This is a genomic window from bacterium (assembly GCA_017744355.1).
In the GTDB taxonomy this organism is placed as follows: domain Bacteria; phylum Cyanobacteriota; class Sericytochromatia; order S15B-MN24; family UBA4093; genus JAGIBK01.
In genome coordinates, this window is the sequence record JAGIBK010000003.1 from 417,798 (window position 1) to 443,936 (window position 26,139).

Below are 26,139 nucleotides of genomic sequence, written 5' to 3' on the forward strand. Positions count from 1 at the left end.
TCCTTTCGTCAGGTCAACTGGAACCAGTAGAAGCCGTAGGGCGGCAAGCTCAGGCGGTAGGGTGCCGTCGTCAGCACCGGGAACGGCTTCTCGCCCGAAAGCTCCATCGGGACCCGCCCCTCCCAGGGTGAAAGGTCCAGCTCCACCGCCAGGGCCTTGCCCGAGAGATTGTTCACCACCAGCACCTGTTCGTCCTCGAAGCTGCGAACGTAGGAGAAGACCTGCATGGCCTCCGGGTGAAGGAAGCGGATCGTCCCGCGGCCGAAGGCCCTGAAGCGCCGCCGAACGGCGAGCAGCCTTTTCAGCCAGTGATAGAAGGAGGTTTGGAAGGCCTGCGCGTTCTGCACGTTCACCGCCAGGTAATGGTACCCCGGGTCGATGATGACCGGCAGGTAGAGCTCGCTCGGCTTGGCCGTCGAGAAGCCCGCGTTGCGCGCGTCGTCCCACTGCATGGGCGTGCGGACGCCGAAGCGATCCGGCAGGTGGATGTTGTCCCCCATCCCGATCTCGTCGCCGTAGTAGAGCACCGGGCTGCCGGGCATGGACAGCAACAGGCTGTAGAGCACCTCCACCTGACGGCGATCGCCATCCAGCAGGGGCCAGAGCCTGCGCCGGATGCCCACGTTGAGCTTCATACGCGGATCCGGCGCGTAGGCGGCGTACATGTAGGCACGCTCCTCATCCGTCACCATCTCGAGGGTCAGCTCGTCGTGGTTGCGCAAGAAAGTCGCCCACTGGCAATCGGGCGGAATGTCGGGGGTCTTGCCGAGGATCCACTCCAGGGGCTCCCGGCTCTCCTGCTTGAGGGCCAGGTACATGCGCGGCATGACCGGGAAGTTGAAGGAGATGTGCAACTCGTCGCCGTCGCCGAAATAAGCGCGCACATCCTCGGGCCACTGGTTGGCCTCGCCGAGCATGATGGCCTCGGGATAGTGCGCGTCCATGTAGGCGCGCAGCTCCTTGAGATACTGATGGGTCCGCGGCAGGTTCTCGCAGTTGGTGCCTTCTTCTTCGAAGAGGTAGGGGATGGCGTCCGCCCTGAAGCCATCGAGCCCCATGTCCATCCAGAACTTGAAGACGTCGAGCATCTCCTGGCGGACCTTGGGGTTCTCGTAGTTGAGATCCGGCTGGTGACTGAAGAAGCGATGCCAGTAGTACTGCTTGGCAGATTCGTCCCAGGTCCAGTTGGATTTCTCGGTGTCGGTGAAGATGATGCGAGCGCCTGAGTACTTGCGATCGTCGTCGCTCCAGACGTAGTAGTCGTGATAGGGGTTGTCGGGGCCCTTGCGGGCCTCCTGGAACCAGGGATGGTCGCTCGACGTGTGATTGAGCACCAGGTCCGCGATGACCCGCAGGTCACGTTTCTTGGCCTCTTGAATGAAGTGCTTGAAGTCGTCGAGAGTCCCCAGGTCCGGGTGGATGTTCTTGTAATCCGAGATGTCGTAGCCGTCGTCCCGCAGCGGCGAGGGATACATGGGCAGGATCCAGATGCAGTCGACCCCCAGGTCCTTGATGTAGTCGAGCCTGCGCGTCAGGCCGACGAAATCCCCCAGCCCGTCCCCGTTGCCGTCCTGGAAGGTTCGGATCGAGACCTCGTAGAAGACGGCGTCCTTGTACCAGTGCGACGCGTTCGCCATCCTTGCGCTCTCCTCTAACCGATCGTCAGGCCGATGCGCTCCCCCTGGCGGAAGACGAGCGGCAAGCGCTCAACGCCGTCCAAGAGGACGCTGTCCAGGGGCGCCAGATGAGGCTCACCGTCGAACGAGAGCGCCTGCAGCCGATCGAGGATGGCCGCCAGGGCGATCCGCGCCTCGAGGCGCGCGAGCGGCGCCCCGATGCAGAAGTGGATGCCGTGGCCAAAGGCCAGGTGCGGGTTCGGCGAGCGCGTCACGTCGAAACGCTCGGGCTCCGCGAAGACCCGCTCGTCGCGGTTGGCCGACGAGAGGTTGACCACGATGCGCTGCCCGGCCTCGATGCGCTGCCCCTCCAGCAGCACCTCATCGAGGGCCACCCGCGAGACCGCCCGCACCGGCGAGCGAAAGCGCAGGACCTCTTCGAGGGCCGAGGGCAAGAGGCCGCGCTCGAACTGAAGCCGCGCGAGCGCCTCGGGGTGCGAAAGCAGGGTCCACACCGCGTTGGTGATGAGGTTCACCGTCGTGACGTGGCCCGCGATGAGCAGCAGGTTGCAGAAGCTCAAGATGTCCTGCTCGCTCAGGCGCACGCCGTCCGCCCCGGCCACCAGCAGCTCGCTCAGCAGGTCCTCTTTCGGCGCCTTGCGGCGCTCGGCGAGGATGCCGCTGAAGTAGGCATCCATCTCTTTCTGGATGGCGAAGCGCTGGGGCGAGATCTCGTTGCTCAAGAGGATGCCGCCGCCCTCGCCCACGATCGCATCCGCCCATTGCTTGAACTGGGGGCGATCCGCCGGCGGCACGCCGAGCATCTCCGCGATGACCATCACGGGCAGGGGGTAGGCGAGATCGGCGACCAGCTCCATCCGGCCCTGCTCGATGACCTCATCGAGCAGCCGATTGACCATCTCCTTGATGCGGGGGGCCAGGCGATTGATCGCCGTGGGCGCGAAGGTCGGGGCGAGGATGAGACGCAGCTGGCGGTGGCGCGGCGGGTCGGTCGAGATGAGGTTGGGACGCAGCTGGCCGCTCACCGCATGGAGGCGCGTCACCTTGCGAAAGTCGGACGAGAAGCGCGCGTGATCCGTCAGGACCGTCTTGGCGTCCGCGTAGCGAAAGACGCCCCAGCTCCCGCTCCGCTCGTCGTAAGCGACCGGGTGATCTCGGCGCATCGCCGCGTAGAAGCCGTAAGGCGCGATCCGATCCTCGGGGGCGGGAAAAAGACGCATCGAGCAGGCTCCTGTCCATATCAGGCATCAACCGCTCGATGGTACTCCCCTTCGGGGGCGCGAAAATCGTTGGAAATGAGGAAGGTCTTTGGAAGCGGGAAAGGGAGCGCTACCCCAGGTAGACCGGCTCCTCGGGCAGGGCGAAGATGGTGTTCCGCCGCACCTCGACCCGGTAAGCCTGCGCGCCCTCGCGCGAGCTGACGGCTCGCCGCAGCTCGCCGTCCACGTAGTGGAGCGCCACGCCGTCCTCCAGGGCAAGACCGGGGTCGATGAGGCCCCGCAGCATGAAGCGCTGATACGCCATCTTTCGCTCCGGCTCGCTGTCGTAGTGGACGCAGAGGCTACCCTTCAGCAAGCCGAGGCCCTTGATCGGGGCGAACTGGCCGGGCGCCGAGTCGGTCATTCCCGCCTCGAACCAGCAGAAGGCCCCCGCGCTCACCCCGGCGAGCACGATCCCCGCCTCGTACGCTTCCTTGATCACGAGGTCGAAGCGGGTCTTCTGCCACTGATCGAACAGGTTCAGGACGTCGCCGCCCCCCACGTAGAGGATGTCCTGGGCCATGACGTGATCCCGGACGCTCGCGACGTTCGGGATCTTGACCGTCAGGTGGCTCGGCTCGCAATCGAGCGTCAAGAAGGCGCGGTAGAAGCGATCGATGTAGTCGCCCGAATCGAAGCTCGCGGTCGAGATAAAACAGACCTTGGGCTTCGGCTTGCCGCTCAGGGCGAGCAGCTCCTTGTCGAGGGCGAGGTTCGAGGGCTCCAGGGAGAAGCCACCGCCACCGATGGCATAGATCTGCTTCACTTCAACTTCTTCCCTTCGGACAGGAGCACCAGGGCCTTCTCGATGCGGCGCGCGCGGGTCTCGGGCTTCTTGGCCTCGCCTATCCAATCCAGGTAGGCCTTCTGGTGCGAGTAGGCGAGCTTCTCGAAGACGGCCCCGGCCTCGCTTTGACCCTGCAGAGCTTGTTGCAGGTCCTCGGGCACCTCGTTGCGTCGAGGCGCGTCATCCGGCTCCAGCGAGATCTGGACCGAGTCCCCCTGGGTCACGCCGGCGGCGTCCCGGATGGCTTGCTTGATGACCAGGTAAAAGGTGCCGTCCCCGTGGGGCATCAAGGAGCCCTGGAGGGGCACGCCGTTGACGGTGCCCTTGATCGGCACCTGACGCTTGGTACCGAAGCGCGCGCTCACGTCGGCGGGGATATTCACGTAGGTCCAGCTCCCGGTCGCCTCGGGGCGCACCAGGATCGCGTCGAACTCCAGCTGGCTCAAGGGGGGCCTTTCTTATCGGGCCGGAAACGCCCCGATCGCCGACACGTACTCAGGGTGATCGATGAAGGGGTTCCGGTTCTTCTGCAGCTTGTAGATCGCCTCGTTCCGCCGACGCTCGTCCGCGTCGACCGGATCCTCGCGATGCCACTTCAATAGAGTATCGTGCTCGACGCGGAAGTTGTCCAACCAGACGCCCGGCGACTTGGAGACGGCGTAGGTGGTGTAGAAGTAGAAGATCGCCCGGGCCACGTTGCCCTTGTGCGCCTTGCGCGGCTCGAAGACCTGCTGGCCGCTCACGTCGATGCCCGTCTTCACCCGATCGACGACCTCCATGAGAGGAAACTCTTGCAGGGCGTTCTTCACGTTCCCAAAGGGCGAGTTGCTGCGCACGCTGTTGATGCGGGTGTCGACCGGGAAGAGGTGGTGCAGATCCGAGCGAGCGGGCTCAGTCTTGGCGCCCATGCTCTGCGGCCAGGTGTGCTCGGTACTGAAACCCGCGCCCTTCTGGTAGGCGCTGTCGCGGTCGTGGACGCCCTTGAGGGTGCGCCCGGTGTAGACGCAGACGACGGTGTCGGTGTTGGTCGGATCGTCGATGTTGGCGAACATCTCGTCCCGGGCCCCGTCGTAGGTCAGGACCGTGTGCTTCTTGATGATCTTGTTGAGCGCCTTGAGCAGCTCATTGCCGGTCTTGCCCTCGGCGGTCTTGTAGTAGGTCGCCGGCGTGGTAGCCTCGGCCTGGAGCGAATCCGCGCCCTGCTCGGGGGCCTGACCGAAACCCGTCGGCAGGCCGCAGCCCGCCAGCAGCAGGCCGAGCAATATTGAAGTAATAACGGGATTTCGAAAACGCATCAAATCACCAGAACAAGAGGCCTTGGGCCGGATCTACCAGCATTATCGGCACTCGCTCCCTGGCTCTTGCCCATTTGCGACATTGAATTAATTACGATTATTCGTTTTTAGATTAATTAGGCCTTCTCAATCTCGACGGCAGCGGCCTCTTAGGCCGCCTAAAACCGGAGAGCTTCTGATCGCCTAAAAGCGTGATATAAAAAGACAAAAGTGGTATGAAGTTATTATGAAAATCAAGTGGCACAAACCAGCACCCTGCCTAAGCCTCGTCGCCTTCCTCGTGTTGAGCGCTCCGGCTGCGGCCTGGGCCGCCCCCCTGGATACTCGCATCGGCGTCGGCATCTCCCCCTATACGCTGGGGCTCGAGGCCGACCTGCACTGGAAGGATACGCCCTTCGGCATCAGCAGCCGCCTCGGCGCCATGGGCTTTCCCTATCTTTCCGGCGATGCCCTGACGCTTGAAGCCAATGGCAACTGGTGGACGACCTGGGGCCATTACACCCACCACCTTGCCCCACAGGCTTCGGTCGGCATGATGATTGGCGTGAGCCAGAGCTGGTTCCTGAGTGGGGTCCCAATTCCCTTCAGGACCACCTACTCTCGCCCGCAGCCGTTCGTCACGCTCGCAGGCGTGTTCTACCAGCACAGCTGGGACAACGTCTGGCTTCGCCTCGCTCCCAGCCTGACGCTGGTGACGCCCCCTCGCGACAGCTATCCGAATATCGACTTCTGGGAAGCCGCGATGCTCGGCCCGCCCATCGTCGAGGTCGGCTTCAAGCTGAGCAGCAATACCGAGTTGCGCCTCCGCCCGACCCTCACCCCTATCGCGTACACGCACACCTTTTAGCGCGCCAGGATGAACGTCATGACGATGAAGCGAATGGCCCCAATTCTCGCAACGCTCCTGCTGAGCGGGTGCGACTACTCGCTCAGAATCCCCTTCCCTTCGGTCTACCGCTCGAACAGTGATCTGATGGGCATGCGCTCTCATGCGAGCGTGAGCGCGGTCGAGCCCACGAACCCCGCCTTCGGCGAGACGGTCACGGTCCGTTTCGAGAACCTGAGCGACACCTACATCTATTCCGCTTATTTGTACTCGGGCGATGGGCTGGGCGATCCCGAACATATCCCCGCCGACAAATCCACGACACCATACTTCCGGCTAGGGAACCTCCCGACTCAAAGCCAGACCGCCACGCTCAGCTTCGAGCTACGCGAACTCCTCGGCAACGATCAGTATGGTGATCCTTTCAAGCTCGCGCACGGGCAGCGCGTGAACATCGCCCTTACGGGTCGGCGAAAGGACTCGCAAGGTACATTCGGGACAGGCGGCAACGTCTACTTCCTGATCAAGTGAGGCCTAGTTCTTTCGCACCACGCGAATCAGGTTGGCACCAGCGTCCGTGACGAACAGGCTTCCGCTCGCATCAACCGCCAGATGCGAGGGGGAGCCGAAGTGAACGTCAGCTCCCTTTCCTTCGAAGACCGTGGGACGTCCGCCGTGCCGCTTACCAGCCAAGGTGGTGACGACGCCCTCTGGGGTGATCTTGCGCAGCGCCCTGTTGACTGAATCAGCGACGTAGAGGTTCCCCTCGGCGTCCAGCGCCACGTCCTCGGGCGTATTAAACCGCGCCTCGGCGAGTGTCCCATCGACATAGCCCGGCGAGCCTCCCGCAAGAACACTGACTTCCCCGCCGGCCGTCACTTTCAGGATCCGCGAACTAGAACGATCGGCTACGTAGACGTTCCCCGACTTGTCCGCCGCTATGCCTCGAAAGTCTGCTGCCGCGATCAGCCCGCTCGCTGGTTCGATGGGCAGTCCGAGCAACCTGTGCGGCCCCCCGACCAGCGTCGAAACCTGGCCCTGGGGGGTTATTTTGCGAATGCTATTCGACTCGGTGAGGTACAGGTTATCGGCGGCATCCGCAGCGATATCCAGCGGCAAGAAGAACCTTGCCGTTTCCCGAGGGCCGTTCGCGTAGCCCTGGGCGCCCCCCGCGTACGTCGTCACGCTGCGGCTCGCATCGATCGAACGAACGCAATTCCCGTTGGCATCGGCCACGAACACCGTACTGCCGCTCGCGATGGCCAACCCCAGGGCGCTGCTGAAGGGCAGGTTTCGATCGGGCGTCACATCCAGGCCACCGTTCGTACTACCGGCGATCGTGCTGACGTGACCCGCCGCATCGATCATCCGAACGCAGTGATTTCCGGTATCCGCCACGTAGAGGTTGCCCGAAGCGTCCAGCGCCAGCCCGGCAGGCGAATAAAACTTGGCTTCGGCGGCAGCGCCGTCGAAATAGCCCGGGACGCTGCCGGCAACGGTCTTGACGAGCGTGTCCTCGTAGTGAACGACCGGCGCCTGGGGCTGTCCGGATTGCTCGCTCCCCAGCCACGGGCACCCCGTCAACAAGCACAGGGAGAGCGAGAGCAGGGCGAAGCTGCTCGCCAAGCGTCTTGGTGTGCTCCCGATAGGGTGCGGCATTTGACTCCTCCAAGAAAAAAGTGACAATAATAAATTTATCCCATGATTTTGAATTAAAGGACATATTTTCATGAAGATAGCCCGTATCTTCGCGACCTGCACGATGCTCGCGATAGTCGGTTGCAGCAACGCCAGCAGCACGGCGTACTTCCATTCCCAGCCGGCCATGATCAGCAACGTCAGCGCCCCCAAGACCATCAGCCTCGGGCGAACGGCCATCATCACCGCCTCGGTCTACGCGGGTCCCAACTGGTGCCATGCGGTCAGCTACGGCGACCTGAGCCTGGATGAAGGCCAGAAGCGCATCGTCGTCGACACCTACAGTAATTTCACGACGGACGCGGGCGGCTGCAACGATACGCCGGTTCTCTCGGCCGTGCGAATGGAGTTCACCCCGACGGCGACCGGCACCTATCTGGTAGAGGCCAATCGCTTCATCCCGGACTACTATCCCGGTACGCCATCGGCCACCACGACAATCGAGGTCACGCCCTGACGCATCGCCCCCACCGAGCAAGCCTCGGATGGGAGCCTCTTTTTCAGCGCAGGCGCTCCCACTCGGATCGTAGCAGCGAATAGTAGTGCATGTCCCAGAAGCGATCGCGATGGTAGAGCGACGCCCGCAGGGTGCCTTCTCGCGTCATGCCGAGCTTCTCCATGACGCGCGCGCTCGGCGCGTTCTCCGCCTTGCAGCGGCACTGCAGGCGCTCGACGGAATACGTCTCGAACACGAAGTCCCTCACGGCTCGCGCCGCCTCGGCCACGAGCCCCTGCCCCCAGTAGGGCTCGGCGATCGCATAGGCGATTTCCATGCAGCGATTCGCCTCCGAGACCCAGAATGCCCCGACCGTCCCGATCACGCGATCGCCCTCTTCCTTCAAGGTGATGGCGAAGGGCTCGGGGACCCCCAACTCGTACTTGGGAAAGGCGTAATCGCGGATATACGCGAGCGCGTCATCGAGCGAGCGATGGGGCTCCCAGAGGGTGTAGCGCGAGACGTTGGGGTTGGAGCAGTACGCGAAGACGGCCTCCGCATCCTGCTCCACGAGCGGTCTGAGCAAGAGGCGCGGGGTCTGAAGCTGGGGCAGCGGCGGCATCATATCGGCTCCGTTCTCGAAAGGCGATCGCATGGAGGTATCGGCGCAGGCGTGGTATGACTTGTGGCGGACAAGCCTCTTCGCTGAAAGGACCCACCATGCTCTACGACTTCCAGGTCAAGCGCCTCAACGGCACGCCGGTCACCCTGTCGGATTATCGCGGCAAGGTGCTGCTCATCGTCAACACCGCTTCTGAGTGCGGTCTCACCCCTCAGTACAAGGGGCTCCAGGAGTTGCACGAGGCCTACCAGGCGCAGGGATTGCAGGTGCTGGGTTTCCCGTCGAACGACTTCGGTGCCCAGGAGCCCGGCACCAATGAGCAGATCGGGCAATTCTGCGCGGCCAACTACGGCGTCGGCTTCGACATGTTCGCCAAGATCCCCGTCAAGGGCGAAAGCCAGGCCCCCCTCTACCAGTATCTGACGAGCCAGCCCGGGGCCGAAGGCGAGATCCGCTGGAACTTCGACAAGTTCCTGGTGGATCGCTCCGGCAAGGTCATCAAGCGCTTCCACCCAAAGACCGAGCCGACCGATCCCGAGATCGTCACGGCCATCCAGGAAGCCCTCAAAGCCTAGCCCTAACGGACAAGCACGCGTTAGGAAGCTCACGCATCAGGCGTGTGGGAGACGACGGCTCCAAATCGTCCACCGTGGCAAGATACAGACATCAAGAGCGCACCCCACACCCTCTCTGAGCAACGAGCCCCCGCCGGTCGCACACCCGGCGGGGGCTTCCCCTATCCGGCCGAAGGTTTGCCGTACGCCCGCAGTGGGAATGATTTTTTTATGAAGTCAATCCAGAACCAAATAGCAATCGCAATCGTCGTACTGCTGAGCGGCAAGGCCGCGGATGCCAAGCCGCTCTCGGGAAAAATCGGCATCACGAGCCTCGCCCCGTTCAACATCGGGCTCGAAGGTGAGGTCTCTCTACCCGAGAGCCCATTCGGCTTTGCCATGACCGGCTCCGTCTTTCCTGGTGCCTTCATGAACCCGGGCCAGATCTACTACTCCGCTTATGGCCGCTATGCCCTGAAGGCCTCCGAGAAGGTCTCCTGGGGGCCGTTGCTCGGCGTAAGGCAAGACTGGGGACGCCGGGACTTCCGAGACAGCTTCTCGCCGAACCCCGTCGGGCTGATCGCGGGCGTCTCGCTGCATGCCGAGGCGGGACCGTTCTGGGCGAGACTCAATCCCAACACGACGCTGCTTGTCGCCGAGGAGGGGCGCCTCTCGACCTCGTGGGACCCGCTCGGGCTTCCCTGGCTTGAATTCGGGGCGAAGGTGATGCCAAACCTAGAGATCAGCCTGCGCACAAGCGCCCTCCCGCTCAAGGTTTCGAGGCTGTTTTAGCAAGTGTCCGACCAGCAGAGGTATCCCATGCGCACCAGCATCATCACCCTCAGCGTGCTCATCGGCCTGCTCGGCAGCCAAGCCGCTAGCGCCGCACCGCACAAGGGACGGCTTTCGATCACGCCCTTCGTGCCGCTCTACACGGGCGGCGAAGCGCTTCTGCCCATCGCAGAGAGCCCCCTCACGATCGGCGTGAATGGCCTTTACGTCTTCCAAAACCATGCACAATACACCGCTTGGGCACAACTCAGCCAACCTCTTAGCGAGAGCACGTCCCTCGGGCTCATCCTGGGGCTCAATCACACGTGGGATATGACCAGTACCGCTACAGTCGCCGGTTCCACGAGCCCAGGCCTCGCCCCTGGGCCGCTCGGCTACACCGTAGGCCTCTCACTTCAGCACCAGTGGGGCTCCGTGCGAGTGCAGGCCACTCCCAACTACACCCTGATTCCGCGCTGGATGGACTACCTTTCGCTTCGTGAAGCCATCATCTCCGGCCTGCCCTGGCTCGAAATCGGCTATCAGATCACGCCTGCCTTCGAGGTCAGCATCAGTGCCTCAATGCTCCCGCTCAAGGCGAGTTGGCTCTTCTGAGCACGTTTGGCCTCTCGACGAAAAATCGAGGGTTACGAACCTCACACCGCAGACGTGAAGGCCGCAACGGAGCGCCACGCTTCGATGTGGCAAGATACAGACATCAAGAGCGCACCCCTCACCTCTCTCTGAGCACCAAGCCCCCACCGGTCGCACACCCGGCGGGGGCTTTTCCTTTTGGAAGGTGACGGCTGATCGAGCGGCGAGCTTTCTTTCGTCTGCCCTCCGAGCGACTACGGCCGCTGGCCGAGCGCCTCGGCATTCAAGCGATTGACCTCATCCAGGCCTCGCGTCACGCCTTGATCCCCGATGAGCTTGGCGGTCGCCTTCTCGACAGCGGCCTTGCGGGCTGGGTCGTTGGCAAGCTCCGTCGCCGAGTTCATGAGCGCGGAATCGAGGCCCGTCCCCGCTTGACGCGGAACATCGGACGAAGGCGGCTTGATAGCGGCGCTCGGCAACTGCTTCAGGGCATTCTGCGCGTAGGGCAGCGCCAGATAGCCGCCCACGAGAAAAAGCGCCAAGACCGCGAGCTTCACCAGCATCTTGACGGGCCCTTCGCGCTCGATCCGGGTGCCGGTCATCGCCCGCGAATGGTGCTTGGTCGACTTCGAGGACGAGAGCCGCCACTGGCCATTCTCCTGGACGGCGACGATCTCGACGATACCCGCCGTCTTGCTGACGGCTGAAGCCACCCAATTGGCGGCACCCGCTTCGAAGCGCAGGTCGAGGACTCTCGCATCCTTTGCCAGCGACTGCCTCGCGTAGGCGGTCATGCGTTGCTTGACGTCGCGTTCTTCGTCGGCGCTCATCGGTCCTCACATCCAGCGTCTTGGAAAAGCTACTCCATTCTCGTGTCTACCCTGAGCGAGCATTCGGCTCACCTCATGGCGTTAGGGTATCAAGCGGCAAGATCGCCGCCACACCTCGGCCCGAGCTGGAGCCGGGCGTCACGGCGCCAGGCGTGCCGTCAGGCGCTCGATTCCGCCTCGGATGAGATGGCCGTAACCGTCGTCGGGCAAGGCATCAAGCGCCTCTTTTGCCCGCGCGAGGTGCGATCGCGCCTGATCCAGCTCGCCGAGCTTGCGGTAATCCTCGGCCAGATTCAGGTGCAAGGAAGGGTAAAAAGCACGAAGCGCCAGCGAGGCGTGATGCTCCTTCACCCGTGCGTCGGATAGCTCATCCGCAGCCTCGAGGGCGCGCAGATCCCAGACGAGCTCCTCGCGCGGATCTGCTTGCTCATCCGCCATGAAGTGCGCGAGGGTGCAGCGATGAAATGGATCTCCCTCCGAGCCCAACTCCTCCCACAAGGCCGCGAAACAATGACGCGCTTCGTCGTGGCGTCCGCCGTGATGCAGCGCGATCGCCTCGTTGATTCGATCCATCATCGCATCCTGTTCAGTCATCGCCCCTCCCACGTGAAGCGCCATATTGCCTGCTTCATGGATACCACCATGCGGCGCACGCCTGACAGCACCAGCAGTGCCCTGGAATTGAAGCGGCACTATCACGACCGCCAGATGGGTTTATTTCATTTCACAACTAGCATATTATGAGCACTAACCCCAGCAAAACGGAGGACAAGATATTGGCACTCTGGCTGATCGGCGGACTCGCGCTGTGTGTACTGTTTATCGTCACTCTCTTCAACACATTGATCGCCACGAAAAATGGCGTTGATAATGCCGCTGCCGGCGTGGATGCCATTCTCAAGAAGCGATACGATTTGATCCCCAATCTGATCGCGGCTGTCGAAGCCTACATGCGTCATGAGCGCAGCCTCCTCGAAGGGCTCACCCAATTGCGCACCCAAGCGCTGGCGACCACCGGGGAAGAGCGGCGCAAACTGGACAAAGAGTTCACCAAGCAGCTAGGGGGCTTGTTCGTGGCGGCGGAAAACTACCCAGACCTCAAGGCCAATCAAAACTTCCTGCAGTTGCAAGCAGCGCTCAATGAAGTTGAAGAGCAGATTTCCGCCGCGCGCCGTGCCTTCAATGCAGCTGTAACGGATTACAACAACTCCCTCGAAATGTTCCCCAGTAGCGTTATCGCGCGCCGAATGAAGTTCCAGCGGAAGGCGCTATTTGAGATCACGCCATTGGAACGCAAGAGCATCGAGGTGGCCCAGCTACTCGATCGCTAAGGGATCAGCTTGCTTCCTTCGTCTTTACACTGAGACGTTTCCAAAATGGCTGGCGGCCTAGTACGTCCCGCTGGCACGAACAGGCTAGGTACCAAGATGGCCATCCTCCGAGTTTCGGAACTTTACGAGAAGTTGCGTCCTGATCTTCGTAACCTGGAGCGCGAGCGAAAAAGAGTTGCGTTACTGCTGCGAATGAACATGTTCGTCGTGGTAGCGCTCGCTATTCCAATAGCTTGGTACATTATCCGCAGTATCGAAGAACCCAATGAAATCAACCAAATACTATCCTTCACCTTTGCCATCATTGCCATGATCGGCATATTAGCCGGAGAGACTTTTAAATACAATTTAACAAAGCAATTTGGCACTCGCTTCAAGCGATTAGTTATCCGAAGAATCATTTCCTATATGGATGCAGATTTGCATTACGCCATGCACAACTGCATCCCAGCCGAAGTGTTCCAGCAAAGTGGTCTCTTTGAGACACCACCGGATCGCTTCAATGGGGATGACCTGGTAACCGGCACAATTCTTGGCACAAAGATTCGATTCTCAGAGCTTCACACCAAAATTAACCTAGGAAGTGCAACAAACAAGCGCTACGTCACTCAGTTCAAAGGCCTATTCTTCGAGTTGGCTTTCAATAAGCGAAGCAATGGCAGTCTCATCATTCTGCCAGATGCCGTGGAGACAGCTGTTGGAAAAGTGGCCGGACAATGGCTACAAAGCTTGGGCACAACCCAAGGTAAGCTGATCAAGTTGGAAGACCCCGAATTCGAACGGCTTTTCGTCGTCTATGGCACCGATCAAATCGAAGCGCGCTATCTCTTGTCCCCAAGTCTTATGCGTCGCATCATCAAATTTCGGCACAAGGCCGGACGCGAGGTTCGGCTCTCCTTCGTAGATGGACACGTATACCTTGCTGTTAGCTACGCACGCGATCTGTTCGAACCGACGCTCTTCACCCCTCTGGAAAACAAAGCGCAGATCAAGCAATACCTTGATGATTTGCGCTTCGCCTTGGGCGTAGTCAAGGACCTCAACCTCAATCTCAAGCTCTGGAGCCACTAGACTGGCAGCGAGACGTCATCCGACACATTGCCACAGGAAAGCTCTTTGAAAGGTCGAATTGCTCACAGGCCGCCCTGTTTTGCTTGAAGCTTGGCCTTCATCACGTCCAAAGGTTCTACCAGGGTAGCAGGATAGTCGTCCCCGTCTGTCGGATTGATCAGCCCATCGGGCCATGGGCTTCGATGATTGAAGCCCCGGCGAACCATCTCGGCGGCAAGTCGGTCGTGCCGATCCTTCATGGCCTTGCTGTGCCCCACCCAGCGCCTGGTCTCGGGATGATTGGCGTAACCCTTGTTCAGTCCCGCGATCGCCTTTGCCATGATGAGCAGCTCGTTGTGCTCCGCAAGAAGGCGCTTGTCATCGAGCATCTCGACAGGAAATGGATACCAACTCCGCATCGAATCTCCCTTTCAAGGGGATGAACGGCCAACAAAGCTTGCCGCCTGGGAAGTACGCGCACTGCATCGCGCGTTCATCGGCTTTTTTCCGAAAGAATGCAACAAAGAGGGAGTGATTAAACTGAATTTTTCATCGAAGCTCCATATGAAAATATCCGCCATCGATAATGACATTAAAATTACTTTTGACTTATTACTTATTACTCCCTACACTGGGTCTGCTTGCCTGATCCATTCCTTCGTTGGAACGAAATCAAGGAGCCATTGCCTGCGTTTAGTGAAGACTAGGCAATAATAGATTCACGCTAGCACTCTTAGAGAGGCGACCATATGAATTTCCGTAAGACTCTGGTTTTGGTTTTTGGAACGTTCGGATTATTGGCCACCATCTCTGCGTGTGACCTACCATTCATCAGCAACCAACATCTCCAGTCCCCTGAATTGAAAGCCGCTCTTACTGCGAAGTCTATTCCCTATTCCAACCTTGAACAAGGAGCAGACGGCACTCCAGACGGCCCGATATTTACGACATTTAGATCTCAGCAAGAGGTTGACGACTTCCTCAAAGCACACCCGCTGATTAAGGCAGGAAACTCTCTGCCGAATGTTGATTTTTCAACCCATCTTGCAATATTTGCGCAATTAGCGCCTCAAAGCACAGGCCAAATAAAAATGGAGATCGTCAGTATCGAAGAGCAAGACGATCAACTCCTTGTGCATAGTGTGAGATGGTTACCACCAGAGGGAACACCAACGACTCAGTTGAGTACTTGGCCCTACCACTACGTATCGATTCAGCGCACCAGCAAGCCGATAGCATTTTCACCGGTTGTCAGTGCCCCGCTTAATCAAAGACCTAACGATACAACTCATTAATAATCAAATCCAACTTCGTTCACGCGATGGGTACTCGCCCCTCGCAGGCGGCTCCTCAAGGCGCGCTATGTCCGCCACTTGAGTGAGGCCGAGGAGCGCGGAGATAAGAATAGCCGTCAGGCTCGCCACGAACCTCAACCCCAGGTAGGACTACCTCAGGAGTTGAGGTTCGTGTTCATCGACGGGGTCGGGCCGGCCAAGCGGGATTTACAGCCAGCGTCCACCCTCTACGGAGCGATCCACTGAACGGTTACGTTATCTCTATGCTCCGCGGAAAAATCAAACATACACTCAAACACACCTAAGCAGCCGAATGAAACCAGTTTGGTTTCATTCGGCTCACTGGTTTCACATCGGCAAGCGAGTCCTTTAGACACACGCACAAAAAAGCACCAGCCCCGAGCCGGAAATATGCCAAAGAGCCACGGAAAGCGCCAGAGCAGGATGTGAAAGTCGGCCCCCTGATCTTTCGCTTACGAATCGCGCAAAATCACCTGAACGCCTCGTCGTTCGAGAAATACACACGCACGATCACTGACGGCCTTGGACTTATCGGCCACCGCGTTTCGAGGAACCACGACCTGATACCCTCGACGGGCAGCATCAAGCGCCGTCGCCTTGACGCAACCGGCCGTGAACACGCCTGCAATCACGAGCGTAGCGATCTGACGCTCAGCCAGGTGAGCGATGAGCGCAGGGTTGGTCAGAGCGCTCCCTCGCCACTTTTCAAAGAAGGCCGCACCCTCCGCCCGCAAGCGCGGATCGAGGGCACATCCGGGTGAGCCGGCGACGGCAGCGCCACGCCTGAAGAGGTTGCCAATCACGTCATGCCTACGGAAGGCGTTGCCAATGGTGACGACCTCCCAGCCTTCGCTCCTGGCGCGGCGAACCAACTCGTTTGAAGCTTCCAACAGCTCCTCGACTTGATCGCGTCCGACCGGCAAACGAGCAGCTTCGCTCAGAAAATCCAACTGATAGTCCAGTAGCAGCAGGGCCGTACGGGACCCGGCGAGGGCATCAAGCGAGGTCATTCCAGGTACTCCTAGACAAGCCGACCAAGGGTGAGTTATCGAAAGGGGGCCGGTAAGCCTGAGCAGGCAATATGCCATATGGCTACGGGCGCGCCTGAGGCGGTGGTCAGCTCAGCGCAGTATCGCTGCCAGCGGCGTTGTTGAGCACCCGGCGGAACTTGATGAATGACACGATCCGCCAGGGGATAAGATAGCCACAGAGCACCGTCATGAAGAGCGCTATTTTCGCCTGAGGCTCGAGGTTCGTCAGCTCGTGCCTAAGGGCCAGCCGGATGACCACGACGCCGACAAAGGCCACGACAAATCCCCAGTTCTTCCGGGCGTAAATGAAGTTGTCCGCTCGGACCTCGTAGTTGGTCGTCCAGATCAGCGGGATGGACAGCACCATCCCGAGGCCGAAGGCAATCCCGTACGCCCAGGCAGGCTCAGACACCTGTGGATTGAAAATCAGGGTCAGCCCCGGAAGCAAGGCAAGCAACGGGAGCAGCAGCCGAATCCCGCTGCCGCGGATCGGACGATACATGCTCCGCGTTCTGCGCCACAGCACCAAGGCTGCGATTGCGATCACGAAGAGATAGATACCGTTGCCACTCATTTGTTGCATGGGTTTCAGGTCCAGATTAGAGGCAGCCTGGCGTAAGCACAAAAAAAGGCACCAACCCCGAGCAGGCAAAATGCCAAAGAGCTACGGGGGGTGCCAGAGCCGGATATGGGAATCGAACCCATGACCTTTCGATTACGAATCGAATGCACTACCGCTGTGCTAATCCGGCGAACGTCTCGACGTTTCCTCGAAACAGGAACCAATCCTACCAGGAGATCCCACCCTTGTAAAGATGGAGCGACGCCTTCCGGGGTATGAAAAACCTATGCATCACCTCGAAGACTCCTGGCACCTGCGGGAGGCGAACCCTGAAGGTCGTCAGTTCAGCAGATGAAACGAGTGAAACTTAGATCTAGAGCCTGAGACGGCGCACAAGGTTTCGGCTATGCACCCCCTATTGCCTTCATTGACCTAATTTCACATCACTGAAAACAAATCACACCCCAGCAAAGAAACAAGCCTCCAGGAAATCCCTTGAGAACGCTGCTCAGAGTTCGCTTTCCTTCAAACCTATGCTATTGTTCGTTCGCATCGTTTTTGGGCGATTTTGGAGCGAACACCGCAATGGATCTTCCTGAGATTAAACAAAAGTTCGAGAGCCTTGGATTCAAGACAAACTCTTCCATTGCTGGGATTCTCGTTGCTTCGCATAAGCACGACAATAGACGCCATCTCACCTACCAGGAAGATAGCGACACTTTGGCCTTACATTGTGAAATACCGATGGACGGTTTTTGGCGCGAAATCTTCCAAGACGCTGAACTGGATCAACGAAAGCTAGAAGTCGTTCTTACGGCAATTCATGATCGCGTTGTTTGTATGAGCATCCGTACGCGACTGAATGATGCAGGGGATATATTACCCCTCTACCCCATTTTAGAACGTCTTGTAGACAGCCTAGTAAACTTTGGCGATAGGGTTTGAGGCTATTGCTTATCCTGCGCCTCGACGGTACGCACAAGAGCGACTGCAAGATTTCGGCCCTTCTCGCTTAGGCCACGAAAGATTTGCAAGAGTTCGGCTTCCTGTCTCTCATCCTGGGAGACGGGAGTTAAGCCTGCCATCTGCAAGAGCAATGGAAGTGGTTGCTCGTAGCCCTTTGCAATCTTGATCAGAACATCCGTCGTCGGGCTGGTTGGTTTGCCGGTAGTGCGGCTATAGCCGTTTTCGAGTTCTTGCAATCTGGTGTAGCTGATTCCAATTCTCTTCGCGGCTTCACGGGCAGAGAGATTGCGCTGGTGCCGTAGCTCTTTCAGGTATTCACCGATGCTCAATGCTGTTCTCCAAAGGGATATGGCCCGTTGGAGGATCGTATGACAAGCAACTGATGCGATTGAAAGTAATATTGATTTCAATTAGGCTTATCGATCAAATAGTAATCCTAGGCTGTGAAGCCCGTCCTAGTAGTAGATCGGAGACCAGAACGTCATGCAGGCAAAAACGGTGGGAGGTATCGTGGTCGCTATCGGCGTACTCGCGATCATTGGCTCCATGCTGCCGGATAGCAACTCTTCCGATTCGGAATCTCAACCCTCATATTCGCTCAGTGGTAGCGAAGCATCTGCAACTCCTGAACCCCAAGTCGCAGATCCTGCGACCATCCAGAAATTGAAAGAGCAGATTCACGCCCTGGATCGAAAGGGGCAAAAGATTGTGGAGGGTGTATTACCGCATATGGAGAAGTACTACACCAACGGAAGCGACCGTTCCAGAGAGAAGATTGAAGAAGCAGTTGGAGCCTGTCGCGGTGTGGCAGAAGAACTGCACGCGCTCTCCTCGGCTCACATGGGCGAGGTCAGTCTTTTGGATACCATTCCTGGTGAGGATAGACCCAAAAGCCCAGAGAGAAGCTGTGCTGAAGCAGCCCTACTGTTTGCCCAAGGATACGAGTTCTCGGCAGAAAGCTTTGATAAGTTTTTGGGATTCATGGAGGGCCCTCCTGACTTGAAGAGACTTAGGAAGGCCAAGGCGGATCTCGATACAGCTAACGGGCAGCGTTTGCAGGGGCTTGCTTCTTTGGCTACGGTTGACTGACGCCCGTACTGTACAAATACAAGAAGAGGCAGCGTGGCAGCTGCCTCTCTTTTTTTCAAGCCCGCTTGAGAATCCTCTGCACCGTTGCCGACTGGAACAAGGCTCCCTTCCTGGTGCGTTCACCCTGTTGGTTGAGCAGCTCCGCGATCTGTACGAAAGTTTGCCCCTGGTCCCGCGCATTACGCACGATGGGTAGGAGATGGGAGTAAGCCTCCTTAGCCCGCGCTATCGACACATCTCTAGCTGCCTGCACGCCTTTAGCAATTGCATCAGCGGTCAGGTTCTCAGGCTTTCCCAACTTCACTCCCCTTGCTTTTGCAGCTTGAAGAGCCGCCTTGGTGCGGGCACTAATCATTTCGGCTTCGGCCTCAGCCACAACAGCTAGGATCTGGATGGTCAGCTTGTTCGCGTGCGGATTGTCTACCGCAATAAAGTCTATCCGCGACTCCATCAGGTTGGCGATGAAGGCAACGTTACGGGCCAGGCGATCCAGTTTGGCAATGATGAGGGTGGCATTGCTGCGCTTGGCATGAGCGATGGCCTTTAGGAGTTCAGGGCGGTTGCTCTTCCTGCCGCTCTCTACATCCGTATACTCACCCAACTGTTCCCACTGTCCACCAGCCAGGAAACGCTGCACACTCGCCCGCTGAGCTTCGAGACCCAATCCGCTGATACCCTGGGCCTGGGTTGAGACTCGGTAGTAGCAGATACACTTCTGGTTGGACACTGAATATCCCTCAAAACTAGGCGTGGCTTCAATTTGAACGAAGAATACACTTCAGTAAACCAACCGTCAACGAAATGTTTTCGCGTTAACTGAACAAATATCCACCCGATCATGATCAGGTCAACCAGGAGGATGCTCGAACTCACCCCCATATCCCATATAAGGAATGCATCTCTGGGCTAGTAGGATGAGGGGGAGGTCTTTTTTGCCGGAAATGCCCTTAAGGGCTTGACTCATAAGTGACAATGCGATATGTTTACTATCGTGATTGTCAAAAATTGCCCTGTGCTCCGTTCGAGTTGCGTTCTTCGCAAACAAGCAGCAGAACACACCATATTGCAAGATCGTTGGAGTATTCTCGAACGACGGTCAAACAACTGAATCTTCGGCAAGAGGCTCCGCGTTCTGCGGGGCCTTCACCATTTAGACGGAGGAACAACAATGAAGAACGACTCGTAGTATTCGATCGAATGACTCGGCCATCAATCTTCGAAAGAACGAAACTCAGCTTCGGCTGGGTTTTTTGCGTTCTAGGGAAAGTGAAAGATTTCGTCTGATTTGAGAGGGTTTTCATTTTCGTGCGTTGAGATGGGCGGCGGCAAAACTCCCCCCTCTCAGATAGTTCTTGCTACTGAGACAACGAGCGGCGCACGCAACCTCCTGAACCCTCAAGTTTCTCACCTCAAGACACTTTTGAAAGGAATATTCCGTGTATATATTAGGCGATTTATTAAACAGTGAGACAATCAACCAAGAATCAGATTTTATCAAGGAACGAACCGACGACGAGTGGATAGCAACCTCAGAGATCGAAAAATACTCCGAAAACCTGTTTCGTTATCGAGGTCTCGTCCCAAAAGGAATTTGCGAACTCATCAAGAAAGAGTTTGGAGACAACAGGAACGGTGAATTTGTTTTTTCACTTGTCTCTCATGTTATTGGCGCAGGCAATGCAGTTATTGCTCACACCTCGTTGCTGCGAAAACTTCCGGGCGCGACTCAAAACAATATTCGTCGAAGCGAGATAGTCCAAAGAACCGCCTTCTTATTAGAAGCATCAGAAGCGCGTTTCGACAGAGAAGAAGGGAATCTTGCCCGAGTATTTGCATTGAGAGAGGAGCACAAGCCACTACTTGCGGATGCGCAACTATTCCAAAAGTGGAGCGATTTCATTCATCGAAAACCCTCTAAAGCAAAAATACTTAGTTTCGATGAGAAGGCATTTACCCAGCGAGTACAAGAATCTGGAACAGTTGTTCCTTATTCGAGAGGTTTCATTCAAGCTATGGAACGACTTAGGCAGCGCTCACTTTTCTTTGATCGTGTCGCTGCTCTTTCCGACCCTTTAGTTCTGCAAGATGAGGTGATGCTAGCGCAGGCTAAGAATCTATATGCGGGAAGAAACTATACATCCTACTACCTACAAAACAGTGGCCGAATTGGAACATCTCAAAGAAATATGCAAGGTATCAAAAGATACCTGCGGAAATATTTCAAGCCAGAGAATGAGGACTATTGTCAGCTCTATTTTGACTACAGCTCGCAAGAACCACGTATTCTAGCCACCCTTTCTGGCGATGCAGACCTCAAAGGACTACTTACGGAGAATAAACTATATGAAACCCTTCAGAGCAAGCTAGAACTACGGGATCGCGACATGGCAAAGATCGTGTTCAACAGTATTGCCTATTACACAACAGGCCAAGAACTCGCAAAACGAATTTTTGAAACAAATTTCCCAGATAAATACCAAACATCTTACGGGCAAAAGCTAATTGATGTTGTAAGTGAAAAATTCCAAACTGCAACTGCCTGGTGCCATAACAAGGCTGAGGAGATACAAGCTACCGAAGAATCTCAAAGCTTAGGAGGTACTATTCGCAGAGTATTTGAGCGAATGGAAACCGGAAAAATCTCTTATAACGAAGCCAGGCGAGCTGGAATAAACCACATCTTGCAAGGTACTGGTGCAGATATTCTTCGCTTGCTAGTAGAACAACTTGATCAGGCACTCGAACCTTATGGGGCATACCTTGTTCTACCAATTCACGACGGAATTCTAGTAGAAGCACCTGTAAAGCACAAAGAACTAGCAAGGGAGGCAATAGGAAAGATAATGCTGGAGGTTCCACAGCAAATCAGAGAGGATTTTTACCTGCCATTCAAAGTGCAAGACGGATGGTATCAAGAAGAGAAGAAGAGGGGAATATGGACAACCTCATCAGATTATCCACTTTGGATTTGAGGCGGCTTGGCGGCCTCCTCTTCTCTTGCTGAGAAAGATAACGAGAACTAGATAACAACTGAGAAAGATATATATAACTACGTGGATTTTATTTACTGCAAGTTAGATGGCTGGAATGAGACTATTTATATATGGACATGAAAGAGACTCAAACGTAGTGACAGAGTAGATTATAGCTGCGCCGAATAGATTAGCAGGTTTTTTCTAGAGACGCTTAAAGGGGAGCGGATTACCGCTCCCCCATCTTTGTACCTGAGCCTAGATTGCTCAATTTTTAGAGCTACTCAGCAAGGCCAGGATCGCATATCAAGCATCCCCGAAAGAGTCAGCTTATGGTTTTGCCGCCTTTAACTCTTTTTTGAACTCTGCGAACCCAAATAGGTACTGGTCCTGTTCCGCAGGCGATAGCTTCGAATATTCCTTCGTAAACCGATCCTTCCAGGAGAGTTTTGGCCTTCCTGCTTTTGTCGTAGCTTTCGGCTTCTTAAAGTGTTCCGGCTTTTGAGAGACGTATTCACCTAGGAATTTTGCGGTATCTCTAACCGACTTGTCTTTAACACTTTCCCAAGTTTCCTCAATCAGTTGAGAAATTTTCTCGGGTTTTTCAGTTTTTTTTGCGAATTCGATAAATTTTGAAGCAGGAATACCTATGTCGAGGAAACGCTCAAGATTTCCAGCTTGGCCCAGCTTATACAAATATGACAGATATGTACGCCCAAATTCTTTCTTGGACTCCAGGTATGCTTCCCACTTAAGAAAGCCTAGATGGATATATCCCTTGGTTTCGTTCATCTCACTGAGGGCTTTTCCAAGCTCCAAGTAAGCACGAGCCAAGTGATCGCTGCACTCTTTGATCTTTGCACTGATGTTGGCATCCAGTTCTTTAGCCGTTTCCATGGAAACAGTAGCCATCGGCTCAACTGTGGCTGTTGCAACTACAGGTTCTGGAGCCGCTGCCTTGTTCGTTCTAGGCATTCTTTCCTCACATCTTCAGACGTGTGAAACTCGCTGATTCTCAGTAGAGAATTTCAGAAAAGCCTACCATAAAAACGAATCGCAATAAATAAAAATATCGATATAGGTAACACTAATTTTCGAGAAATATACAAGATGAAAAAAACAGAAGAACACAGCTATACAGCAAAAGACGCAACCGCAGCATCACAAGGCGCAGAACAACTTCTATCCTTTATCAAGCGTTATAGGGCAACCTACAACGTGACAAACCAGCAATACGCCTATTTGATGAAAATTTCGCGCAAACAAACGATTTTCTATTTGAATGAGCTAATTGAAAAAGGCTATATCAAAGTAGAACCAGAAAACAGAAGGGCAGGCAGAGGACGAGCAAACAAATATTTCATTCTGAAAGAAGCTTGATATGGGCGTAGTATTTCATTCCGAATGGTCTTTGATATTCAATTCTCTGGGAACTGAAGAATTCATTCTGTTTGTCAGAGGCTTTAAAAAAGCCGTTTGTATCCTGACCCTATCAACATACCTATTGCTATTTATTCTCGTCTTACAGACTCTCTGAGAGAGTTACAGAGCCCTTTTTAATCATCAGCGTAGCTTACTGCTTCGGCACCATGAATGCTGGTGGTGGGAGTAGCTGAAAAAAGCGAGGCAAACTTTTGCCGTCAGACGGAGGCATGAAGAGCCAGGCAATCAGAAAGAGCACTCCTAGAGATAGAAGACCGGAGAGGAACAGGCGAAGAAGACCTCCCTGCAACCGAAGTTTTGTTTGGGCTCGGAAGCGTTCCTTCTCTTCGGCCCAGATTTTTTCTTTCTCGTATCTCGAAAGTGGCAAGAGTTCCCTCCGGAGAAAGATGACTCGTTACTTGCGAAGTTTCAAATAAATATTACATCAGTCATTGAGGGTTTGAACAGGCATAGAACAGGCCCATCCAGACCAGGCGTTTAAACTTATTTGGGGCGTCTACAAGCCTTGCAAAATATGATTCAGGTGCTACACACCTCATTCTCAAATTTACTCGCCGTAAAAACAGCCCAAAAAAAGAAGAGCGAGAGCTACCAGTTCACCATGGAAGACACTACCTGTTGCTCGCTGATCATCAAATATCCTTGCGTGGTTGAAATCTGCCGGTGACCAGCCGCATGACTGATGATTGCTAGAGATCGTCCCTGTAGAGCCGATTGAGTAACCCAAGTGCGGCGCAGCCCGTGCGGCGTAATATCCACGCCAGATGCCACCGCAAGCCGCCTAACACGTCTACTAATAAGACCAGGACTAAGTTTTCGCCCGGACTCAGTAACGAAAAGGTTGTCAACAGGGCACTTAGGACGAACTTGAAGGTACTCAGTTAGCACCTTTGCAAGTTCCTGGTTGATCCCAAGATAGCGTGTCTTAGCTCCCTTCCCGAGCCTGACGACAACCGAGCGTTTGTTCAGGTCAACGTCAGCGAGCCTAAGATCGCACAGTTCCTGGTTCCTCACACCCAAATTCAGGAAAGTCTTGCAGATTGCGAAGTTTAGCTGGCGCTCGTACTCAGAGTTCCCATTAGCAACCCAAATGGCAGCCAAGAACCTGTTAATCTGCTCCGCATCCATCACCGTCTTCCGGGCAGGAAAGTAGCGACGAGGGCGCAGGGGTTTGAGTTGAGCGTGAACCTCTGAAGGCAGAAGGTCACGACCGATCAGGTATTTGGCGAATGAGTTCACCGCATAGAAGATGTTATAGCGGTTGGCAAAGCTGGTGATAGGAAGACCCTCCAATGCACGAGAGAGAGCATCCTTGTTCACTATCTCAGTAGGCGTAGAGCCGCCACCAATAAGACGAAGGTATCTGCGGAAGTCTCGGAGGTAATCCTTGACCGTTACAGGCGACAGAGGACGCGCTCCATTACGGAGATGATGCTCCCATTCATTGATAAGCTTGGCGAGATTCGGAGCGGTAACGTCCTGCGTGTGGACAAACTGCTTCTTGAATTGGAGGTAGGGCTCAAGGGGGATTCGCCACGACCGCCCAATCTTGATCGCTGGAAGCTTGCCACTCTCACACCAGCGAAATGCTGTAGCTCGGCCGATTCTCAGATCCTCAGCAACCTCAATGGTCGAAAGACTTTCATCTACTCGCCTCATCCGATACCTCCGCCTGGCTGAATTGAGGTTCGAATTGTAGCGTTCGTTTGTCTGAAAGGGAACAGTGATAAAAATCTATTCAACGTTTCCATTGGCTTCATTGGGGGTAAAAACAACCCGTAGCCGCCTACATAGCAAAGCAGAACCATGAAAAAACTTTTTCACAGAACGAAGAGCTTAATACATTTATTTTCAATCACATATACTGGCGGATCTTGGGATAAACACCCCTACACACTTGATTATGAAAACGACCAATACAGAGAAGACGAGCTTGTCAGAATCCTAATCGATGCTCTGCCTCATTTTGCCCTTACAGCCAGTGAGTTGCAGGAATTAAAGAAAACCGATGACTTCGGTGAAATGTATCGTAAGGCGTTTTCCCGTATCTCAAATGCGCTTCCCGAAAAGAAGGGAGACTATGGCGAATTATTGCTGTTTCTCCTACTTTCGGCCTTCTATCCTGCCGAGAGATTTGTTACAAAAGTGCGCCTCCGAAGCTCACTGGGTGATCAGGTAAAAGGATTTGATTGCGCTCACTTCACTGTTGAAGCCGATCAAATATGGCTCTGGCTCGGCGAAGTAAAATTTTATAAAAGCTTCTCAGGTGCCCTCTCGGATATTGTTGATGAGATCCAAGATCATTGCAAAGCACTATACCTAAAGAACGAGTTTAGTATTCTAGCATCAAATTGCGAGCTTAATGAAAACTTCCCTGATGCAGACAAACTAAAAAGCGTTATTGATGGAAGCACTCCAATAAATCAAGTAAACATCACAATTCCCGCATTGATAACATACGATAGTAGCACTATCTCAAAGCACAAATCCCGAACAGATAAAGAATTTATCGACGCAATGTCAAAGGAGTTCGAAAAGAAGTTTCAGTTGATTGATGGCAAAAAATTGCCACATAGCAACAATATCAGAGTCTTCTTTTTGGTAATGCCGTTTGCAAGTGTAACAAACATCAAGCAGAAGCTACATACATTCGAAAGCCTATATAGATGATAGATATATCGAATTCTCAAAAAGATGCCCGTAGGCTAATTAGCAAACTTCGCAGACTAGGGAGCATTACGGTCCCAGATCAAAAGTCGTTGCTTGAGAATGCTTACTATCTCGCCCAAACCGATGAATACTATGATCTAGCTTTAAGAGCAATTTGCCATATAGCAGATGCTCGTCCAACGGACCCGTTTGTACTTCAGTTATTACATGACTGCATTTCTGAATCCCGCGTATTTATATACGGGACGATGATGAATGACACGCTTCCGGGGTTTACTAGCCGATTCGGAAACATTTATTCTCCGATCCAAGAAGCGTATTATTCTGTTGGCGCACTAACAACGATACGTCTATATTTGAAAAAAAACTCCAAAAGATTCTTTTGGTGCTTTGTGAGTAC

At 55.4% G+C, this 26,139-nt stretch carries 31 protein-coding genes and 1 tRNA gene; 15 read left to right on the forward strand and 17 right to left on the reverse strand.

Annotation, left to right across the window (positions count from 1 at the left end; genetic code table 11):
• Nucleotides 1-8 precede the first annotated feature (8 nt).
• From treS to J7643_10875, 5 genes are all read right to left on the reverse strand, one after another.
• Entirely contained in the window at nucleotides 9-1,637 is a 1,629-nt protein-coding gene (gene treS, locus J7643_10855; protein MBO9541077.1) for a maltose alpha-D-glucosyltransferase, read from the reverse strand.
• A 14-nt stretch (nucleotides 1,638-1,651) separates the two neighbouring features.
• Nucleotides 1,652-2,857, reverse strand: a complete 1,206-nt coding sequence (locus J7643_10860) for a cytochrome P450 (GenBank protein ID MBO9541078.1) — start codon at nucleotides 2,855-2,857, stop codon at nucleotides 1,652-1,654.
• A 109-nt stretch (nucleotides 2,858-2,966) separates the two neighbouring features.
• Nucleotides 2,967-3,662 (reverse strand): peptidase E, encoded by a 696-nt coding sequence (locus J7643_10865; GenBank protein MBO9541079.1) that lies wholly within the window; start codon nucleotides 3,660-3,662, stop codon nucleotides 2,967-2,969.
• On the reverse strand, nucleotides 3,659-4,129 hold the full coding sequence (locus J7643_10870; GenBank protein ID MBO9541080.1) for a DUF1905 domain-containing protein: 471 nt from the start codon (nucleotides 4,127-4,129) through the stop codon (nucleotides 3,659-3,661). Before J7643_10870 ends, J7643_10865 begins: the two co-directional genes overlap by 4 nt.
• A gap of 12 nt (nucleotides 4,130-4,141) precedes the next feature.
• Complete coding sequence (locus J7643_10875) at nucleotides 4,142-4,978, reverse strand: endonuclease (protein ID MBO9541081.1); 837 nt, start codon at nucleotides 4,976-4,978, stop codon at nucleotides 4,142-4,144.
• Between the two features lie 226 nt (nucleotides 4,979-5,204).
• On the opposite strand from J7643_10875, the gene J7643_10880 reads away from it, so the two are divergent.
• Together J7643_10880 and J7643_10885 are read left to right on the forward strand one after the other, a co-directional pair.
• Nucleotides 5,205-5,825: a hypothetical protein gene (locus J7643_10880; protein MBO9541082.1), complete on the forward strand. Its 621-nt coding sequence runs from the start codon at nucleotides 5,205-5,207 to the stop codon at nucleotides 5,823-5,825.
• Nucleotides 5,826-5,843: 18 nt separating this feature from the next.
• A complete protein-coding gene (locus J7643_10885) occupies nucleotides 5,844-6,335 on the forward strand; it encodes a hypothetical protein (GenBank protein ID MBO9541083.1) in 492 nt (163 codons plus the stop codon).
• 3 nt (nucleotides 6,336-6,338) lie between these two features.
• Here J7643_10885 and J7643_10890 read toward each other — a convergent pair whose 3' ends face one another.
• Nucleotides 6,339-7,463 carry a hypothetical protein gene (locus J7643_10890; GenBank protein MBO9541084.1) on the reverse strand — a complete coding sequence of 375 codons (1,125 nt, stop codon included), beginning with the start codon at nucleotides 7,461-7,463 and terminating at the stop codon, nucleotides 6,339-6,341.
• A gap of 70 nt (nucleotides 7,464-7,533) precedes the next feature.
• On the opposite strand from J7643_10890, the gene J7643_10895 reads away from it, so the two are divergent.
• The gene (locus tag J7643_10895) at nucleotides 7,534-7,959 is read left to right on the forward strand and encodes a hypothetical protein (GenBank protein MBO9541085.1); all 426 of its coding nucleotides are present in this window, start codon (nucleotides 7,534-7,536) and stop codon (nucleotides 7,957-7,959) included.
• 43 nt (nucleotides 7,960-8,002) lie between these two features.
• Here the strand turns inward: J7643_10895 and J7643_10900 are convergent, their stop codons facing one another.
• Nucleotides 8,003-8,593, reverse strand: coding sequence for a GNAT family N-acetyltransferase (locus J7643_10900; GenBank protein MBO9541086.1), 591 nt, complete (start codon nucleotides 8,591-8,593; stop codon nucleotides 8,003-8,005).
• A 65-nt stretch (nucleotides 8,594-8,658) separates the two neighbouring features.
• On the opposite strand from J7643_10900, the gene J7643_10905 reads away from it, so the two are divergent.
• The 3 genes from J7643_10905 (at nucleotide 8,659) to J7643_10915 (ending at nucleotide 10,500) form a co-directional block, all read left to right on the forward strand.
• Nucleotides 8,659-9,135 (forward strand): glutathione peroxidase, encoded by a 477-nt coding sequence (locus tag J7643_10905; GenBank protein ID MBO9541087.1) that lies wholly within the window; start codon nucleotides 8,659-8,661, stop codon nucleotides 9,133-9,135.
• A gap of 210 nt (nucleotides 9,136-9,345) precedes the next feature.
• Nucleotides 9,346-9,906: a hypothetical protein gene (locus J7643_10910; protein ID MBO9541088.1), complete on the forward strand. Its 561-nt coding sequence runs from the start codon at nucleotides 9,346-9,348 to the stop codon at nucleotides 9,904-9,906.
• Between the two features lie 27 nt (nucleotides 9,907-9,933).
• Nucleotides 9,934-10,500 (forward strand): hypothetical protein, encoded by a 567-nt coding sequence (locus J7643_10915; GenBank protein ID MBO9541089.1) that lies wholly within the window; start codon nucleotides 9,934-9,936, stop codon nucleotides 10,498-10,500.
• Between the two features lie 233 nt (nucleotides 10,501-10,733).
• Here J7643_10915 and J7643_10920 read toward each other — a convergent pair whose 3' ends face one another.
• Together J7643_10920 and J7643_10925 are read right to left on the reverse strand one after the other, a co-directional pair.
• Nucleotides 10,734-11,309, reverse strand: a complete 576-nt coding sequence (locus tag J7643_10920; GenBank protein MBO9541090.1) for a hypothetical protein — start codon at nucleotides 11,307-11,309, stop codon at nucleotides 10,734-10,736.
• 138 nt (nucleotides 11,310-11,447) lie between these two features.
• Nucleotides 11,448-11,903, reverse strand: coding sequence for a tetratricopeptide repeat protein (locus tag J7643_10925; protein MBO9541091.1), 456 nt, complete (start codon nucleotides 11,901-11,903; stop codon nucleotides 11,448-11,450).
• Nucleotides 11,904-12,049: 146 nt separating this feature from the next.
• Between J7643_10925 and J7643_10930 the strand changes: the two genes are divergently transcribed.
• Together J7643_10930 and J7643_10935 are read left to right on the forward strand one after the other, a co-directional pair.
• The gene (locus tag J7643_10930) at nucleotides 12,050-12,640 is read left to right on the forward strand and encodes a LemA family protein (protein MBO9541092.1); all 591 of its coding nucleotides are present in this window, start codon (nucleotides 12,050-12,052) and stop codon (nucleotides 12,638-12,640) included.
• Nucleotides 12,641-12,736: 96 nt separating this feature from the next.
• Nucleotides 12,737-13,711, forward strand: a complete 975-nt coding sequence (locus tag J7643_10935; GenBank protein ID MBO9541093.1) for a DUF3137 domain-containing protein — start codon at nucleotides 12,737-12,739, stop codon at nucleotides 13,709-13,711.
• A gap of 62 nt (nucleotides 13,712-13,773) precedes the next feature.
• On the opposite strand, the gene J7643_10940 is transcribed toward J7643_10935, so the two are convergent.
• Entirely contained in the window at nucleotides 13,774-14,109 is a 336-nt protein-coding gene (locus J7643_10940; protein MBO9541094.1) for a pyrimidine dimer DNA glycosylase, read from the reverse strand.
• Between J7643_10940 and J7643_10945 the strand changes: the two genes are divergently transcribed.
• Together J7643_10945 and J7643_10950 are read left to right on the forward strand one after the other, a co-directional pair.
• On the forward strand, nucleotides 14,066-14,404 hold the full coding sequence (locus J7643_10945; GenBank protein MBO9541095.1) for a hypothetical protein: 339 nt from the start codon (nucleotides 14,066-14,068) through the stop codon (nucleotides 14,402-14,404). The two genes, J7643_10940 and J7643_10945, sit on opposite strands and share 44 nt — an antisense overlap.
• A gap of 35 nt (nucleotides 14,405-14,439) precedes the next feature.
• Nucleotides 14,440-14,985: a hypothetical protein gene (locus J7643_10950; protein MBO9541096.1), complete on the forward strand. Its 546-nt coding sequence runs from the start codon at nucleotides 14,440-14,442 to the stop codon at nucleotides 14,983-14,985.
• Nucleotides 14,986-15,458: 473 nt separating this feature from the next.
• Here the strand turns inward: J7643_10950 and J7643_10955 are convergent, their stop codons facing one another.
• The 3 genes from J7643_10955 to J7643_10965 form a co-directional block, all read right to left on the reverse strand.
• Nucleotides 15,459-16,016 carry a cysteine hydrolase gene (locus J7643_10955; protein ID MBO9541097.1) on the reverse strand — a complete coding sequence of 186 codons (558 nt, stop codon included), beginning with the start codon at nucleotides 16,014-16,016 and terminating at the stop codon, nucleotides 15,459-15,461.
• Nucleotides 16,017-16,122: 106 nt separating this feature from the next.
• Nucleotides 16,123-16,611, reverse strand: coding sequence for a DUF1453 family protein (locus J7643_10960; GenBank protein MBO9541098.1), 489 nt, complete (start codon nucleotides 16,609-16,611; stop codon nucleotides 16,123-16,125).
• A gap of 106 nt (nucleotides 16,612-16,717) precedes the next feature.
• Nucleotides 16,718-16,789 (reverse strand) — tRNA-Thr (locus J7643_10965).
• Nucleotides 16,790-17,094: 305 nt separating this feature from the next.
• Here J7643_10965 and J7643_10970 point away from each other — a divergent pair.
• Nucleotides 17,095-17,544, forward strand: coding sequence for a hypothetical protein (locus tag J7643_10970; GenBank protein ID MBO9541099.1), 450 nt, complete (start codon nucleotides 17,095-17,097; stop codon nucleotides 17,542-17,544).
• Nucleotides 17,545-17,546: 2 nt separating this feature from the next.
• Here the strand turns inward: J7643_10970 and J7643_10975 are convergent, their stop codons facing one another.
• Nucleotides 17,547-17,894 carry a helix-turn-helix transcriptional regulator gene (locus tag J7643_10975; protein MBO9541100.1) on the reverse strand — a complete coding sequence of 116 codons (348 nt, stop codon included), beginning with the start codon at nucleotides 17,892-17,894 and terminating at the stop codon, nucleotides 17,547-17,549.
• A 154-nt stretch (nucleotides 17,895-18,048) separates the two neighbouring features.
• Between J7643_10975 and J7643_10980 the strand changes: the two genes are divergently transcribed.
• On the forward strand, nucleotides 18,049-18,654 hold the full coding sequence (locus J7643_10980) for a hypothetical protein (GenBank protein MBO9541101.1): 606 nt from the start codon (nucleotides 18,049-18,051) through the stop codon (nucleotides 18,652-18,654).
• 55 nt (nucleotides 18,655-18,709) lie between these two features.
• Here the strand turns inward: J7643_10980 and J7643_10985 are convergent, their stop codons facing one another.
• Complete coding sequence (locus J7643_10985; GenBank protein MBO9541102.1) at nucleotides 18,710-19,381, reverse strand: recombinase family protein; 672 nt, start codon at nucleotides 19,379-19,381, stop codon at nucleotides 18,710-18,712.
• A gap of 709 nt (nucleotides 19,382-20,090) precedes the next feature.
• Here J7643_10985 and J7643_10990 point away from each other — a divergent pair.
• Entirely contained in the window at nucleotides 20,091-21,626 is a 1,536-nt protein-coding gene (locus J7643_10990; GenBank protein ID MBO9541103.1) for a hypothetical protein, read from the forward strand.
• 330 nt (nucleotides 21,627-21,956) lie between these two features.
• On the opposite strand, the gene J7643_10995 is transcribed toward J7643_10990, so the two are convergent.
• A complete protein-coding gene (locus J7643_10995; GenBank protein MBO9541104.1) occupies nucleotides 21,957-22,601 on the reverse strand; it encodes a hypothetical protein in 645 nt (214 codons plus the stop codon).
• A 135-nt stretch (nucleotides 22,602-22,736) separates the two neighbouring features.
• Here J7643_10995 and J7643_11000 point away from each other — a divergent pair, with 135 nt between their 5' ends.
• Complete coding sequence (locus tag J7643_11000) at nucleotides 22,737-23,006, forward strand: hypothetical protein (GenBank protein MBO9541105.1); 270 nt, start codon at nucleotides 22,737-22,739, stop codon at nucleotides 23,004-23,006.
• Nucleotides 23,007-23,657: 651 nt separating this feature from the next.
• Here J7643_11000 and J7643_11005 read toward each other — a convergent pair.
• On the reverse strand, nucleotides 23,658-24,728 hold the full coding sequence (locus J7643_11005; protein ID MBO9541106.1) for a tyrosine-type recombinase/integrase: 1,071 nt from the start codon (nucleotides 24,726-24,728) through the stop codon (nucleotides 23,658-23,660).
• Between the two features lie 147 nt (nucleotides 24,729-24,875).
• Here J7643_11005 and J7643_11010 point away from each other — a divergent pair, with 147 nt between their 5' ends.
• Nucleotides 24,876-25,739, forward strand: coding sequence for a DUF1837 domain-containing protein (locus J7643_11010; protein MBO9541107.1), 864 nt, complete (start codon nucleotides 24,876-24,878; stop codon nucleotides 25,737-25,739).
• Nucleotides 25,740-26,139: the final 400 nt, after the last annotated feature.

Bases quoted from the DNA above. Each gene is read 5' to 3' on its own strand.
- J7643_10935 (MBO9541093.1), top strand. From the start codon at position 12,737: ATGGCCATCCTCCGAGTTTCGGAACTTTACGAGAAGTTGCGTCCTGAT.
- J7643_10895 (MBO9541085.1), top strand. From the start codon at position 7,534: ATGAAGATAGCCCGTATCTTCGCGACCTGCACGATGCTCGCGATAGTC.
- J7643_10890 (MBO9541084.1), bottom strand. From the start codon at position 7,463: ATGCCGCACCCTATCGGGAGCACACCAAGACGCTTGGCGAGCAGCTTC.
- J7643_10940 (MBO9541094.1), bottom strand. From the start codon at position 14,109: ATGCGGAGTTGGTATCCATTTCCTGTCGAGATGCTCGATGACAAGCGC.
- J7643_10950 (MBO9541096.1), top strand. From the start codon at position 14,440: ATGAATTTCCGTAAGACTCTGGTTTTGGTTTTTGGAACGTTCGGATTA.
- J7643_10910 (MBO9541088.1), top strand. From the start codon at position 9,346: ATGAAGTCAATCCAGAACCAAATAGCAATCGCAATCGTCGTACTGCTG.
- J7643_10905 (MBO9541087.1), top strand. From the start codon at position 8,659: ATGCTCTACGACTTCCAGGTCAAGCGCCTCAACGGCACGCCGGTCACC.
- J7643_10875 (MBO9541081.1), bottom strand. From the start codon at position 4,978: ATGCGTTTTCGAAATCCCGTTATTACTTCAATATTGCTCGGCCTGCTG.
- J7643_10995 (MBO9541104.1), bottom strand. From the start codon at position 22,601: ATGCCTAGAACGAACAAGGCAGCGGCTCCAGAACCTGTAGTTGCAACA.
- J7643_11010 (MBO9541107.1), top strand. From the start codon at position 24,876: ATGAAAAAACTTTTTCACAGAACGAAGAGCTTAATACATTTATTTTCA.
- J7643_10880 (MBO9541082.1), top strand. From the start codon at position 5,205: ATGAAAATCAAGTGGCACAAACCAGCACCCTGCCTAAGCCTCGTCGCC.
- J7643_10955 (MBO9541097.1), bottom strand. From the start codon at position 16,016: ATGACCTCGCTTGATGCCCTCGCCGGGTCCCGTACGGCCCTGCTGCTA.
- J7643_11005 (MBO9541106.1), bottom strand. From the start codon at position 24,728: ATGAGGCGAGTAGATGAAAGTCTTTCGACCATTGAGGTTGCTGAGGAT.
- J7643_10915 (MBO9541089.1), top strand. From the start codon at position 9,934: ATGCGCACCAGCATCATCACCCTCAGCGTGCTCATCGGCCTGCTCGGC.
- J7643_11000 (MBO9541105.1), top strand. From the start codon at position 22,737: ATGAAAAAAACAGAAGAACACAGCTATACAGCAAAAGACGCAACCGCA.
- J7643_10920 (MBO9541090.1), bottom strand. From the start codon at position 11,309: ATGAGCGCCGACGAAGAACGCGACGTCAAGCAACGCATGACCGCCTAC.
- J7643_10900 (MBO9541086.1), bottom strand. From the start codon at position 8,593: ATGCGATCGCCTTTCGAGAACGGAGCCGATATGATGCCGCCGCTGCCC.
- treS (MBO9541077.1), bottom strand. From the start codon at position 1,637: ATGGCGAACGCGTCGCACTGGTACAAGGACGCCGTCTTCTACGAGGTC.
- J7643_10925 (MBO9541091.1), bottom strand. From the start codon at position 11,903: ATGACTGAACAGGATGCGATGATGGATCGAATCAACGAGGCGATCGCG.
- J7643_10885 (MBO9541083.1), top strand. From the start codon at position 5,844: ATGACGATGAAGCGAATGGCCCCAATTCTCGCAACGCTCCTGCTGAGC.
- J7643_10860 (MBO9541078.1), bottom strand. From the start codon at position 2,857: ATGCGTCTTTTTCCCGCCCCCGAGGATCGGATCGCGCCTTACGGCTTC.
- J7643_10930 (MBO9541092.1), top strand. From the start codon at position 12,050: ATGAGCACTAACCCCAGCAAAACGGAGGACAAGATATTGGCACTCTGG.
- J7643_10960 (MBO9541098.1), bottom strand. From the start codon at position 16,611: ATGAGTGGCAACGGTATCTATCTCTTCGTGATCGCAATCGCAGCCTTG.
- J7643_10980 (MBO9541101.1), top strand. From the start codon at position 18,049: ATGCAGGCAAAAACGGTGGGAGGTATCGTGGTCGCTATCGGCGTACTC.